This window comes from Actinosynnema mirum DSM 43827, assembly GCF_000023245.1.
GTDB lineage: Bacteria > Actinomycetota > Actinomycetes > Mycobacteriales > Pseudonocardiaceae > Actinosynnema > Actinosynnema mirum.
On record NC_013093.1, the window covers coordinates 1792742 to 1805307 of the forward strand.

20 protein-coding genes are annotated in these 12566 nt (G+C 72.9%); 1 reads left to right on the forward strand and 19 read right to left on the reverse strand.

Annotated features, from left to right (window positions below):
• Positions 1-22 precede the first annotated feature (22 nt).
• From AMIR_RS40060 to AMIR_RS08275, 17 genes are all read right to left on the reverse strand, one after another.
• The gene (locus tag AMIR_RS40060) at positions 23-181 is read right to left on the reverse strand and encodes a hypothetical protein (protein ID WP_015800470.1); all 159 of its coding nucleotides are present in this window, start codon (positions 179-181) and stop codon (positions 23-25) included.
• An 86-nt stretch (positions 182-267) separates the two neighbouring features.
• Positions 268-747 (reverse strand): DUF7426 family protein, encoded by a 480-nt coding sequence (locus tag AMIR_RS08200; RefSeq protein ID WP_015800471.1) that lies wholly within the window; start codon positions 745-747, stop codon positions 268-270.
• Between the two features lie 12 nt (positions 748-759).
• A complete protein-coding gene (locus AMIR_RS08205) occupies positions 760-1230 on the reverse strand; it encodes a phage tail tube protein (protein WP_015800472.1) in 471 nt (156 codons plus the stop codon).
• Positions 1227-1691, reverse strand: coding sequence for a minor capsid protein (locus tag AMIR_RS08210; RefSeq protein ID WP_015800473.1), 465 nt, complete (start codon positions 1689-1691; stop codon positions 1227-1229). The genes AMIR_RS08205 and AMIR_RS08210 overlap by 4 nt, the downstream gene beginning before the upstream one ends.
• On the reverse strand, positions 1688-2038 hold the full coding sequence (locus tag AMIR_RS08215; RefSeq protein ID WP_015800474.1) for a hypothetical protein: 351 nt from the start codon (positions 2036-2038) through the stop codon (positions 1688-1690). Before AMIR_RS08215 ends, AMIR_RS08210 begins: the two co-directional genes overlap by 4 nt.
• Complete coding sequence (locus AMIR_RS08220) at positions 2038-2358, reverse strand: hypothetical protein (protein WP_015800475.1); 321 nt, start codon at positions 2356-2358, stop codon at positions 2038-2040. Before AMIR_RS08220 ends, AMIR_RS08215 begins: the two co-directional genes overlap by 1 nt.
• Positions 2352-2795: a hypothetical protein gene (locus tag AMIR_RS08225; RefSeq protein ID WP_015800476.1), complete on the reverse strand. Its 444-nt coding sequence runs from the start codon at positions 2793-2795 to the stop codon at positions 2352-2354. The genes AMIR_RS08220 and AMIR_RS08225 overlap by 7 nt, the downstream gene beginning before the upstream one ends.
• Entirely contained in the window at positions 2792-4756 is a 1965-nt protein-coding gene (locus tag AMIR_RS08230; RefSeq protein WP_015800477.1) for an SGNH/GDSL hydrolase family protein, read from the reverse strand. The genes AMIR_RS08225 and AMIR_RS08230 overlap by 4 nt, the downstream gene beginning before the upstream one ends.
• 3 nt (positions 4757-4759) lie before the next feature.
• Positions 4760-4939, reverse strand: a complete 180-nt coding sequence (locus tag AMIR_RS08235; protein ID WP_015800478.1) for a hypothetical protein — start codon at positions 4937-4939, stop codon at positions 4760-4762.
• Positions 4936-5595 (reverse strand): hypothetical protein, encoded by a 660-nt coding sequence (locus AMIR_RS35410; protein ID WP_015800479.1) that lies wholly within the window; start codon positions 5593-5595, stop codon positions 4936-4938. The genes AMIR_RS08235 and AMIR_RS35410 overlap by 4 nt, the downstream gene beginning before the upstream one ends.
• A 23-nt stretch (positions 5596-5618) precedes the next feature.
• Complete coding sequence (locus AMIR_RS08245; RefSeq protein WP_015800480.1) at positions 5619-5981, reverse strand: hypothetical protein; 363 nt, start codon at positions 5979-5981, stop codon at positions 5619-5621.
• Complete coding sequence (locus tag AMIR_RS08250) at positions 5974-6228, reverse strand: hypothetical protein (protein WP_015800481.1); 255 nt, start codon at positions 6226-6228, stop codon at positions 5974-5976. Before AMIR_RS08250 ends, AMIR_RS08245 begins: the two co-directional genes overlap by 8 nt.
• Before the next feature lie 89 nt (positions 6229-6317).
• The gene (locus AMIR_RS08255) at positions 6318-6629 is read right to left on the reverse strand and encodes a hypothetical protein (protein ID WP_015800482.1); all 312 of its coding nucleotides are present in this window, start codon (positions 6627-6629) and stop codon (positions 6318-6320) included.
• 1 nt (position 6630) lies between these two features.
• A complete protein-coding gene (locus AMIR_RS08260) occupies positions 6631-7851 on the reverse strand; it encodes an SU10 major capsid protein (RefSeq protein ID WP_015800483.1) in 1221 nt (406 codons plus the stop codon).
• A 113-nt stretch (positions 7852-7964) separates the two neighbouring features.
• Complete coding sequence (locus AMIR_RS08265) at positions 7965-8669, reverse strand: hypothetical protein (protein ID WP_015800484.1); 705 nt, start codon at positions 8667-8669, stop codon at positions 7965-7967.
• Positions 8670-8693: 24 nt separating this feature from the next.
• The gene (locus AMIR_RS08270) at positions 8694-8966 is read right to left on the reverse strand and encodes a hypothetical protein (RefSeq protein ID WP_015800485.1); all 273 of its coding nucleotides are present in this window, start codon (positions 8964-8966) and stop codon (positions 8694-8696) included.
• A gap of 23 nt (positions 8967-8989) precedes the next feature.
• Positions 8990-9199, reverse strand: a complete 210-nt coding sequence (locus AMIR_RS08275; RefSeq protein ID WP_015800486.1) for a hypothetical protein — start codon at positions 9197-9199, stop codon at positions 8990-8992.
• Between the two features lie 126 nt (positions 9200-9325).
• On the opposite strand from AMIR_RS08275, the gene AMIR_RS35415 reads away from it, so the two are divergent.
• A complete protein-coding gene (locus AMIR_RS35415; RefSeq protein WP_015800487.1) occupies positions 9326-9805 on the forward strand; it encodes a hypothetical protein in 480 nt (159 codons plus the stop codon).
• A gap of 52 nt (positions 9806-9857) precedes the next feature.
• Here the strand turns inward: AMIR_RS35415 and AMIR_RS08285 are convergent, their stop codons facing one another.
• Both AMIR_RS08285 and AMIR_RS08290 read right to left on the reverse strand, forming a co-directional pair.
• Positions 9858-10922 carry a phage minor capsid protein gene (locus AMIR_RS08285; RefSeq protein ID WP_015800488.1) on the reverse strand — a complete coding sequence of 355 codons (1065 nt, stop codon included), beginning with the start codon at positions 10920-10922 and terminating at the stop codon, positions 9858-9860.
• Complete coding sequence (locus AMIR_RS08290) at positions 10922-12532, reverse strand: hypothetical protein (protein WP_015800489.1); 1611 nt, start codon at positions 12530-12532, stop codon at positions 10922-10924. Before AMIR_RS08290 ends, AMIR_RS08285 begins: the two co-directional genes overlap by 1 nt.
• Positions 12533-12566: the final 34 nt, after the last annotated feature.

A 12566-nucleotide genomic window follows, 5' to 3' on the forward strand; every position in this document is an offset into this window, starting at 1 on the left:
GCCGCAGCCTGCGGGCCTGCTGTTACTCGCGGGTGATCCCGAGTTCCCGGTCGAGGTCGTCGACGCTGGCCTCGCTCGCAGTGCTGCCGCGCATGACCTCGATCAGGTAGGACCAGGTGCGGGACTCCAGCGTGAGCCCGTAGAGCCGGGCCTGGAACCACCGCCACGTGCGGGTGTCCAACAGGTTCGGCTCGCCCAGGTCGACGTGGTACTCCCGCGCGAAGTCCGCCTCGATCAGCGCCCAAGCGTCGAGGAAGTCGGCCCAGCTCAGACGCGGTTCTGCCGCGTCTTGGAGCGCTTCCGCTGTCGCCGCGTCGATGAACTCGGGGATGTCGGCTGCTGACTCGACGCGGAGAGGGCTGGGGGGCGGGCATCACCACCCGGCAGCTTGCCCTGCCAGCGGTTCAGCGCCATGTCGGCGCCGCCCATGTGCCAGGCCATCAGGGTCTCGCCGACCGCGTTCAGGTCGGTCTGGGTGAGGCCGTTGGCGAGCATCCGGTCCAGTTCCGGGGCGAGGAGGTCGTCGAGTACCTGCCCGGCGTGGGCTTCGTTGCTGGCGATCTCGGCGGGGTCGACCATCTCGCCTGCGGTGACGCGCTGCGCTATCGCGCGGGCGGTGACCAGCGCGAGCGCGGTGCGCGCGGGGATCGAGGCCGGGAAGCTGTAGGTCACGCCGTTGACGGGCAGGACCAGCGGCTCGCCCTCCATCTCGGAGCGGAACGTGGCCAGGTCGGGGAAGGTGGGCACGATCGCCTCCGATCAGGTGGTGGTGACGGTGATGGGGGTGAGCTTGCCTGCGCCGGTGAGGGAGCACTTGAACGGCTCGACGCCCTTGAGGTCGCCGCCCGCGCCGGACCAGTTCACGGAGACGCGGCCGGAGAAGCCCTTCTTCGTGTCGGTGCGGTAGAACCGCACGTCCGCGTACGCCTCGTACGCGGTGAGCACGCCCTTGGCCTTGAGGGCGACCTGGCCGGGGTCGTCCACCGGCGAGGCGTCGGTGCCGGTGAAGCCGTCGAAGCCCTCGATGGCCACGGTCCATGAGCGGAACGTGGTCAGGGAGTCCGACCAGCCCTCCGAGTCGAAGTCGCTGGTGTCGACCTCGGTCGGGGAGATGGTGGGCTCCAGCTTGGTGAGGCCCTTGACGACGGTCCAGGTCGGCGTGCCGCTGGACCCGGTGTCGACCTCCAGCCGCCACTTGTTGACGGCCCGCTTCTTGAGCGGCGTGGTCATGCGGTTGCCTCCAGGCAGTTGATGGTGATCGAGACCGCCCACACCGGTCGGCCCGCCGGGTCGGTGCCTTCACGCACCGGGCCCGCGTCGTTGGCGTCGCACGCCAGCACCACGACCTCGTCGTCGGTACCGGCCGCCCACGTCTGCTGCCGCGCCCCCACGACCGCGCGCCGGATGCGCGCCGCCAGTTCGTACCCGGCCGACCACCCTGCGGTGGCCGCCGTGCGCACGAGCACGCGCAACTCCGGGGTGTCGTAGCCGGACAGGTCGGTGGACGGGAAGCCCTGCTCCAAGCGCACGAGCACGAGGGCGTCGGGGGCGTCCCGGACCGGGAAGTCCTCGACGTAGCAAGGCACGCCAGCGCCGGGGCTGGCCGGTGGGAACCGGACCAGCCCCGCCTCGGCGAGGTGCAGCGCGAGCGCCTTCGACAGCACGACCAGAGCGTCGGCCGCCGGTGTCACGCCAGCTTGTCCCACACCCGCCCGAGGTGATCCATGTACCGGCCGGAGTTCGCCTTCATCGTGCCGCCGAGGTAGTGCGCCGTCCCGGAGTCCTGGTGCCGCAGATCCTCGCGCAACTCCTGGTAACGGGCGTAGACGATGTCGTACCGCACCTCGCCCTGGGCACCCGCGACGCCTACCTGCCGCACCTCGGCGTGCCCGGCCCGGCTGAGGTCGCCCTCCTGGTACGGCACCACGATGCGCGACTCGGCGAGCAGGTCGTCGGTGACCTCGCGGACGGTCTCCTCGGAGGCGTCGCCCATCGCGTCGACCAGCTCGTCCATCATCTGCCCGAACTCGACGTCCATCAGGTCGTCCAGACCTCGTGGTGCATCCGCTGCCCGGACAGCCACACCGGGGCGTCCACCACCTCCACCGGCCGCTCCTGCCCGTCGACCACCAGCAGGTCGCCCACGTTCACCTCCGGCAGCGCGGGCATCCAGACCAGCGCGGCCAGCGTCACCACCCGGCCGCCCACGACCTCGGCCCGCTTCGACACCGTCTCGACCCGGCACCCCGGCACGTCGACCGGCGCCGCCCAGCGCGCGCCGTCGCCGTCGTCCAGCAACGCCGCCCGGTGCTGCACCGTGGACGGCGCGGGCACCAGCCCACCCAGCAAGCTCACCACGACGCCACGCTCCCGCCGATCATCCCCGCCGCCGCCAGCGCCTCCCACGCCTCGACGGGCGGGCGCCGCCCGGCGTCGCCGATGGCCACGCCCGCGCCGGAGCCGCCGTTCCGCGACCCGGAGACGGTGAGCTTGCCCGCGCTGACCGTGCCGCCCGCCGCGATCACCGCCGTCGCCCCAGCACCACCGAGGTCAGCCGCCACCGCATCCGCCTTCCGCCGGGCCAGCAGCGTCTCGGCGACCGCGGCGACGACGTCCGCGCGCACCCGCGCGTCGGCGGGCCGCTCGGCGTCGTCGAGCAGCGGCCAGCGCAACACGCTGGCCTCCAGCGAGCGCACGGCGCGGTCGATGCCGCGCTGCACCTCGGCGTCGCCCACGCTCGACGGCAGGTCGGCGCCCGCGTACGCGCGCACCTCCGGCGTGGTCGCCCAGATCACGAGGACCACCTCCAGGTCGGGGCGGGCCCGGTGTAGATCAGGGCGATGGTGCTGCCCGCGGGGAGGGTGATGGTGCCGCCGGTGAGGGCGGTGGATCGGCCGCCGATGACGATGTCGGTGACGGTGCCGCCGCTGACCGCCACGGTGACCGGGCCGCTGCTGGTGTTGGGGACCGGAGTGCCGCTCGTGGGCACCACGGGCGCGCTACTCGGGCTCGGGGTAGTGAGCCCGTACCGAGCGGCCAGCACGTCGAGCGCGGCGGTCAACTGCCGCTCGGTGAGCGCCCGGTCGAAGACGAGCACCTCGGCGACGTCGACGTTCCCGTTCAGGGAGCCGCTGCTGTTGCCGTTCAGGGTGAACTGGCCGAGCTTGGCGGCGCTGCTGGTGCCGGTGGTGACGACGACCGGCGCGATGTCGTGCGCGGCGAACAGCGTGTTCGCGCCGTTGAACGCGACGCCGAGCGCACGCCAGCGGCCCTGCCCGGTGAACACCTGCGCCTCGGACGCGGCGCCCGCGCCGAGGACCATCATCTCCGGGGTGGCGGACTGGCCGAGGTAGACGAACGCGCCGCTGGTGCCGCTGAAGAGGGTGTAGTTGGTGCTGCTGGGCTTGGCCACGAGGAGGATGGTGAGGGGGACCGGGTACTGCTGCGACCAGGCGGCGGTCTGCATGACCTGCGCAGCCGCCGCGCTGAACCTGACCACGGGGATGGTGGTGCCCGCGCCGAACGCCGACGCGACCACGGACGGTTGCTTCGCGCCGGTCGCCTGCGCCAGTGGCGCGGACTGCACCCCGGCGTACGGCGCCCACGAGGGGAGCGCGCTGGCCGCGCTGTTCGGCAGGTCCGAGGAGCGCCAGGCGGAGACGAGACCGGGCAGCGCGGCCGGGTCCGTGCCGGGCGTGCTGGCCGCGCGCAGTCCCGCGCTGCTCGGCGTGCTGGCCGGGCTGCTGGTGGTGAGGTGCGTGGCGACGAGTTCAGCGAGGAGGGCGTGGCCGCGGTCGCTGGCGTGGATGCCGTCGCTGCTGAGCAGGTCGGCGGTGTCGTTGATCTGGCTGGTGGGGTAGTGGGCGGTGAGGTCGAGGACGTCGGTGTCGGGGAGGTCCTTGGCGAGGTCGGTGAGGGCGCGGCCGTAGGCGGCCCAGGGCCAGGGTGGGTTTGGGAGGTCGAGGCGGCCGAAGCTGTGCACGAGCAGCACGCTGGTCGCGGTGGGGCAGGCGGCGCGGGTCTTGAGGACCTGCTCGCGGACGCGCTCGCGGTAGAGCGCGGGGTCGACGCCGGTGCTGTCGTTGCTGCCGATCATGATGATGAGCAGCGCGGGGTCGAGCGCGGAGATCCGGGACAGGTGGGTGAGGAACGGGCTGCCGGTGCCGGTCCAGTCCGCGCTGCTGGTGCCGCTGCTGCCGGAATTGAACACCTGCACGCCGCTGGTCTGGTCGTTGACGTGGGTGTAGACGCCGCTGATCACGGTCGCGGCGGTGGCGGTGATGGTCAGGGTGTGCGCGCCGAGGCTGCCCGCGCTGACGTACACCGACCCGTCGTGCCTGATCTGGCTGTTCGTGGTGTCGGGGGTGACGGTGGTCGCCGAGCCGCCGTCGATGGCGTAGGTGAACGCGCCGCTGGTGCCGCCCTGCTCGAAGTAGATCGTCCAGCCCGAGCAGGTCGCCGAGGGCGTGGTCATGGTCGCGCCGACCGCGAGCGACCGCGAGTGCAGGCCGAGGCCCCGGCCGACGTCCGTCGTGGTGCCGGTGGTCGACCAGGCCGTGTCGATGCCGCGCAGGTAGGTGCCGCCGGTCGCGCCGAGCCGCGCCCGGATGGCGTGGCCCAGCGCGGTCGAGTAGCGGCGGTCCGGGGCGGTGGCGTTGAGCCCGGCGGTGGTGCTGCTGCCGATGCACACGACGCGCACCGGCTCGATGGAGCGGAAGGCGAGGGCCTGCCGCCACGCCGTGAGGGAGGCCCTCATCCGTCAGCCCTCCAGCTTCTGCTTGTTCGGGACGGCCCAGACCACGCCGAGCGCGCCGAGCGCCGCGACAGCGGCGGCGACCCACTCGGCCGGGGTGAGGACGTTGTCGGTGAGGCCGGTGCCGATCGCGGTCAGCCCCGCGACGGCCCCGGCGACGAGCGCCTTGAGGTAGGAGAGCCTCACTTGGTGACCGCCTTCCCGGTCACCGCGGCGAGCAGCTCGCGCAGCACCTTGGTGTTCTCCTGCACCGCCGCGACGACCTTGTCGCCGTCCGCGTCGATGGCGATCAGGCGCGCGGTCTGCTCCTTCTCGTCGTCGACGAGGTTGCGGCCCTCGTCGTAGCGCCGCCAGAAGGCGTTCTCGACGCCGGTCTTGACCGCGTCGGCCAGGTCGTCCTTGGTCAGGGCCATGAAGGGGTCGTCCTCCTCGATGAGGCCGGGGAGCGCCCACGGGCGGGCGTCGTCGGCCGAGTTGTTGTCCATCACGGACAGGTGCAGGTGCTGGTGGTGTCCGGACGAGGGCTGCCACGTCCAGGGCTTGAAGGGGGCGCGCGAGTCGCAGATCCGGCCGCGCCAGATCAGGTACTTGATGCGCGGGTCGCGCGAGGCGATCAGCGCCGCCGCGAGCCGGTCGCAGTCGAGCCCGCCAGCCGGGTCGTGGGTGAAGTCGCGCGCGGTGACCATGCCCCGGAACCACGGGTTGTGGTCCGAGGAGGCCCCCTGCATGCGGTGCGCCGTGTCGCCGATCCCGCCATCGCTGGCGCGGGACCGGTTCGGCGCGAGAGCGTTGAGCTGGCCCAGCAGCGCGTCGAGCGAGCGGGCCATCCGCCAATCGGACATGCCCCGAGCGTCGGGGCGGGGTGTTACTTCGGCGGCTGCACGCCCACGTGCTTCGCCACCCGATCCACCTGATCACGCAGGCTGGACCCGGAGTTCGGGTGCAGCTCATGATCGATCGCCACCAGCGCCGCAGCCTGCTGCTCCAGCCGGGCCTTCGCCTCGGCGGAGTCGGCCTCGATCGTCGCCAGCCTGGCCATCACGCCCGGCCGCTCCGGCACACCCGGACGGCCCTCTTCGCCGCGCCAGTCCTCCAAGAACTCGCGCACGCCCTTCCACACCGGGCGCACGCTCCGCCAGACCCGGCGGAACAGGGCGACCACGGCCACGAGCCCGCCGACCCCGGTCAGGATCTCGGCCACGGTCAGGCCGGTGAACCACTCAGGCACGCGCGCGTCTCGCTCTCGGCTCGGTCGGAACCACGGCGGGCTCCTCGGCGGGCTGCTCCAGCACGACCGGCGGCACGACCGGCGCCAGCGGCTCCTCGGGCAGCACGTCGATCTCCTCGCTGCCCGGCGCGGGCACCTCGTGCACCCATCCGGAGGCGCGGAGCGCGGCCTCCAGCCCGGAGCCGGGGTGCGCCCACATGCGGTGCGAGTCCGGCGCGTCCGGCGCGTGGCCCAACCACGGCGACATCAGCAGTCCTCCACGATCATCAAGGTAGGGGTGCCCCGGCAGGCTCGTGCCCACCTTCCCCGCAAGTCACCCACCTGCCGGGGCACGTCTCACTTCGCCAGCGCGGCGTCCACAGCCGCAGCCAGCTCGACCGTCGACAGGTCCTCGCCGTCGATGTCCAGCTCGGCCGCCTGCTCGCGCAGCACGGCCAGCCGCTCGCCGATCCGGGCCTTCAGCTCGTCGGCCGTGCCCTCCGTCTCCAGCCCCAGCGCGACCGCGTCGGCCTGGAGCTGCTGCTTCGGCGTGAGCTTCACGGGCTCCTGCACCCGCTGCCACTCGCCGTCCGCCTCGTACGCGGCCTCCACCTCGGCACCGGACGCGGTCATCCGGCGGCCCGACGCGATGTGCTCGAACTCCGGCACGTCACATCCCCCGGAACGGGAGGCCGCGCAGCACGCCGTGCGCGAGCGGCGACCCGTACTCCAGTCCGACCTCGCCGTAGATCTGCGTGTCCTCGGACGCGCCGGTCTTGGCCAGCGGCTCCTCGAAGAAGGAGCCCTTGCCGGGGATGAGGAGGAACTGGAGCTTGAGCTGGCTGAGCGAGGTCAGCAGCAGCGCGTCCTGCGGCATCGCCCGGTCGACCATGATGTTGATCGGCCCGAAGTCGGTCAGCAGGCGCTCGACGACGACGCCGCCGACCTTCTCGCCCTGGGTGACCGGGACGGCCTTGCCGTAGGCGTCGGCGTACGCCTTGGACAGCGCGATCTTCTGGGAGCTGTTGCACAGGAACACGCCCAGGCCGTCGGTCAGGCCGCCGCCGTCCCAGACCCGCTGGGCGAAGACGTTGACGTCGTCCACGGACAGCACCGTCGCCGAGGACGCCACCGAGTGGTAGTCGATGTTCGCCGTCGAGCTGCCGACCGTCAGCGCCGTGCCGCCCTTGCTGGCCGCGACCTTGAACGACACCGTGGTGCTGACCGACTGGACCCAGTAGGGGCGGCCGGTGGTGATGCCGGTGGCGTCGCCGGTGCGGGTGAAGAACACGACGTCGCCCACGCTGAGCGAGTGCGCGCTGGCCGGGGTGATCGTGTCCGTCACCGAGGACGCGCCCGTCGCGACGTTGCTGCCCCGGTCGACGGTGTTCGCGGCACTGACTGCCTGCATGAGCCCGCGGGTCTTGCGCGGCGAGCTGTTGTCGCTCGGCTTGGCGTACTGGCCGTTGATGCAGGTCCAGTTGACGTCGCGGGCGATCTGCTTGACCGCCTGGGTGACCTGCCAGTCGTGCTCGTCGGTGATGGGGTTCGCGCCGGAGATCGGTGCGCTGTTCGCCGCGAACTGTCCGATCGCGGCCTGCTTGGTGTAGGAGGTGCTGACCCGCTCGTGCACGATCTGCACCACGTTGGAGAAGTTCGTGCGGACGCGGGCCTCGCCGGTCGGCGCGGTCTGCCCCTCCAGGGCGACGCGCTGCGCCGGGTCGCGCAGGTCGTACGCCTGCCACTCCCACTCCTTGGAGGTGATCTCGCTGCCGCTGCCCAGGCCGCCGATGGCGGACAGCAGCGGCGTGTCCTCGGGGGTGAGGCCGAACAGTTCGCCGTGGTAGTTGGGCAGGTTGAAGGTGGTGCCCATGCCGGTGATTCCGGCCATTGGTTCTCCTCGGTCCGTGCTGGGTGCTCGCGGAGTCCGAGCGGGGTTCCTCCGGGTGCCCGGTGCAGTGGGGCGGGCGGGTTACCTGCGCTGCTGACGGTGAGGGCGCGGTGTTACTGCGCGGTCCGGAACGCCTGCTGCCGCTTCAGGGAGATCGCGGTACGGAAGTCCCCGGCCTTCTCGGCGGCGGCGATCTGCTCGGCCAGCGACGCCTGCCCCGCGCCCTGCCGGTCGCCGCCGGACGCGGCCGGGAGTGCCGCACCCTTGAACATGGGCGCGCCGACGAGCGCCGCGTCGACCTGCGCCTTGATCGCGGCCGTCACCGCGCCCGCGTCCGACCGGTCCAGCTTGGCGAGCGGGGACAGGTCCACGAGCCGTGTGAACGTCTCGACGTGCTCCGGGCGCACACCGGCGGCGACAGCGAGCGCGCGGGCGTCGGCCTGGTCCGCGCGCGCCAGCGCGGCCGTGGCCTGGGCCTGCGCGTCGGCGAGCGCCTTGGCAGGGTCGACGGCGGCGTTCGGGTCGGTGATGCCGAAGACCTGCGCGAACTTCTCGGTGAGCGTCTTCTCCTGGCGGCCGAGCCGTTCGGTGAGGATGCGGTCGAGGTCCTGCTGGGTGAAGGTCTTCGCCTCGGCGGCGGGCGTGGCCTGCTGGACCGGCTGCGCGGCCGGGGTGCCAGCGGCGACGGGCGTGCCGGTGACGGCCTGCTGCTGCGGTGCGGCGGGCGGGGTGGGGACCGGGGCCGTCTGCTGACCGGCGGCCGGAGCGGAGGTGGTGGTCGTGGTGGTGGCGCTGGGCGCTGCGGGGGTGGGTTCCACGCCCCGCAGCGTCAGCCGCCGGTGTCACGCCAGGTCGTACGTGGCCTCGAAGATGCTGTGCTTGCACGGGTAGAACTCGCCCGCGACGCCCCGGATGACCCAGTCGCCGAGCCCGGCGCACATCACGCCCTCGGGGGTGGTGATCTGGATCTGGTCCGGCGCGACCTCGTTCGTGCCGCCGCACCACTCGGCGATGCGGGAGCCGTCCTGCGCGGACTCGAAGCGCACGGCCTCGATGGTGACGGGGCGCTTGCGGAAGGTCTGCACGGGCGGGATGCCCTTGGTCAGGTTCGACATGGCCCGACCGTCCCGCCCGGCTGTCACCCTGCGGCGGGTGGCTCCGGCTGCTCGACGGGCGGGGTCGGGCGCGTGGGACGGCGGGCGCCGGGTTCGCCGACGAGCCAGGCGAGGGCCTGGTTGATCCAGGCGGACCGGTCGAGTCCCAGGGTGGTGGCGGCCTCGCCTGCGGCCTCCCACCGGTCGTCGGGGACGCGCACGGCGCGCTGCGGTGTGCGGGGCTGGTTGGCCATGTCCGCAGCCTAGCGGGTGTCTATACACCCAGTCGAGTGAAGTTCCCTCGCAGGGCTTGCAGGTGTCTATACACCTCGCGCTAAGGTGTCTATACACCCAGAGCGAGAAACCCCAGGGAGAACAACATGTGGCAGACCATCCTCACCATCCTCGGCACCCTCGCCGGAGCCAGCCTCGGCATCTTCGGCATCGTCCTCAAGGCCCGCGCCGACCGCCGCGCCACCGCCGAGACCGTCGCCGTCGAAGCCATCGCGGACCTCGTCTCCGCCCTCGGCGACCACCGCACCGCGATGTGGGACCTGGAGGCCGCCCGCTCCCGCAAGAACGAGGACGAGATCACCACGACGCTCGCCGCCTCGCTCGTCACCCGCTCCGCCATGTCCCGCCCGCACGTCATCGCCAAGCTCCGCGTCCCCGCCCTCGCGGCCCAGATCGACGCCGCCGTCCGCGCCACCTACGACATGGACAGCGCGGTGGACCCGGCCCGCGCCGCCATCGACCCGGTCGTCCGCAAGGACGCCGCCAAGGCCGCCGAGCTCGAACTGATCGAGGCCGCTGGCGAGCGCTTCGTCGCCACCGGCATCGGGCTGGCGCTCAAGGGCTGACCCAGCCCCGCCCAGCCCCGCACCCACAGTGCGGGGCTTCGGCGCGTGCGGACTAGCCCACCGGCCGCTCACGCTCCCTGCGCCGCAGCTGCCCCGTCGCCTCCGCGTACGCAGCCAGCCGCGCCGTGTGCGCCCGGATCTCCCGCCGGTACGCCCGCCCCACCTGCGTGTCTCCCAACTCCTCCACCGCGCTCAGGCCCCGCTTCAGGTCGCGCAGCTCCCGCTCGTACTTCCGCAGCCGCTGCTGCTCCCGGTAGCCCTCCGGGTTCTCCCGCGCGACCGGGACCCGCGTGAAGCCCGGCGTGAACACGTCGGCGCGATGCGTGCAGTTCGGGTGCCACAGGCCGCCCTCCCGCGCCTCCTCCACCGTGCCCGCGACCCTGTGCCCGTCCACCTCGGAGCCGATCGCTGTGCCGCCGGTGATGCTCAGGAGCTTGCCCTCCCACGGCTGGCACTTCCGGCACTCGCGCGGGCTGTCCGAGATCACCACCAGGTCCCGACCGCGCGCCACCAGCCCGTCCAGCTGCCCCTCCACCGCCGACTGCGCCGCCGCGGTGCGCCCCGCCATCCGCACGTAGGCGTCCAGATGCCACCGGCGCCCGGACCGGTCGACGAACCGCTCCTCTCCGGCCTGCACGAGGTCGGCCACCGCCTGCGCGACAGCCTCGCGGCGGACGATCGTCCCGGTCGCCATCAGCGACTCGCTGTCCTGGATGGCGCGCTGGTAGACGTCCTCGTGCGCGCGGATCACCGGCACCACCGTGCCCTGGAGTTGCCCGACGAACCGGGTGACCAGCGCGGTGACCCGGTCGGGGTTGGTGGTGGCGGCGACCTCGCCCAGCTGCTCGGCGACGCGCTCGCCGATGCCGTACGCGGCGTCCAGCGCGGCCTGCGCCTCCGCCTCCATCCCGTCCGCCAGGTACCGGGCGACGACGGCCTGGAGTTCGGCGCGCACGAGCAGCACCTCGCGGCTTTTGGACTCGGCCCAGCCGGGCTCGGTCACGCCGCGCGCGAGCCTGCGGGCGACGACGCCGAGCATCCGCTCCGACGCCACCTCCCACACCGAGGTCAGCGTCTTCATCGTGCGGTACGCGGCCTCCGGGTCGACCCCGCGCACTACTCGTCGTCCTCAGCCGGAGGCCCGTCGCCCTCGTCGTCGTTCGGGTCGGTGCCGGGCGGGCGCTCGAACCCGGTCAGCGCCGGGGCCATCTCGGCGGTGCGGGCCTTCGCGAGCCGCTGGACCTCGTCCTGCACCTCGGCCGGGGACCACTCGGGGTGGGCCATCGCCACGCCGACCTCGTCGGACATCAGCCTGGCGCGGCGCCACAGCTCGCCGATCTCCGCGACCTCGCGCGGGTCCGCCTGGTCGCCCTCGCGCCACCCGAGCTTCGGGCGGCCCGGCGGCGTCGGGAAGCTGTTGTCGAGCTGGTGGTTGAACAGCGCGAGGGTCTCGCAGAACCTCTCCAGCGGGGAGCGGGCGTAGCGGCGCTTGCGGTCGCGCGTCCGGTACGAGCGCTGCTCGCGGCGTCGCATCGCGGTCCCGGACAGCTGGCCGTCCACGTTGATGCCGAAGGTCTGCGGGCTGTACCCGGCCCGGCTCAAGACATCCTCGATGAGGGCTGCGACCGTCGCCGCGTGCTCCTGGAACCTGATGTTGAACTGCACCGGGGTGATCGGGACCAGCTTGCCCTCACTGTCCATCGGCATCCCAGGCACGCCAACGAACACGCGCGCGTCCTCGTCGAACACCCGCGCCGCCTGCTGCCCACCGCCACCGCCGCCGCCGCCGAACAGGCGCCGGAACCCGCCACCTGTGGGGGCCGCGTCCAGCATCTCCTGTGCGGCCAAGATCCTGCTCTTGCCCAGCTCGATGTCGCGCATCCACGACGACCACGCCTCGTCGAGCGCGTCCAGCCGGGACTCGCAGCCCTGAAAGTCCGACCGGCCGAGCGGCATGGAGACGAGCGGGTTCGGGAGGACGTTCGGCCAGTGCTCGACCAGGATGCCCTGCGGGCGGATCGCGGTCGTGTTGAACACGTCCAGGTAGCCCGCGGTCGCGGGGTGGTCGGTGAGCGGCACGAGCTGCCCGATGCTGGAGGCGTTGCCGCGCCACAGCTCGTGTCGGATCTGGCCCGGTTCGTGGTGCTCCAGCAGCCGCCACACCTCGCCGCGCTCCCGCTGCGTCCAGCCGTCCGGCGGCGGCAGCTCCTCCACGAACGCCACCCGCCACAGCTGCCCGAACCGGAACTCCGGCAGGGCCTCGTCGGCTGGGACCACGGTCGGAACCGCGACCGCGCCGAACCCCTGGTTCGGGTTCCACACCGGTCGCAGGAACACCCCGCCCACCGCGCTCGCGGTCTCGGCGCCCTCCAGGAAGGTGTTGGCGAGGCCGACCGTGTCGGCGTACTTGTCCCAGGCGTCCTGGACCGGCGTCGGCCGGGGTTGGGTGCCGGTGCCGGGGTCCTCGCCCCAGTCGAGGGCGGGGGTGTCCCCGGCGACGAGGTCCGCGCTGGTGCGGGCGATGTCCGCTGCGAGCCCGGCGTGGATCGTGCGCACCTCGGGCCGCTTGGTGGCGATCTTGTGCCAGTAGCCGTTGGGGACGAGGCCGGGGAGGTGCTTGGCCAGCTCGGTCGCGTCTGCGGCCCAGAGCGCGCGCCAGCCCCGCCAGTGGGTTCGGAGGCGCTGGTGGCCGGGCGGGGGCCACGGGGAGCCGGGGTTGATCAGCACGGCGCCCACGCTCCGGGGTGGGTGTCACCTGCGG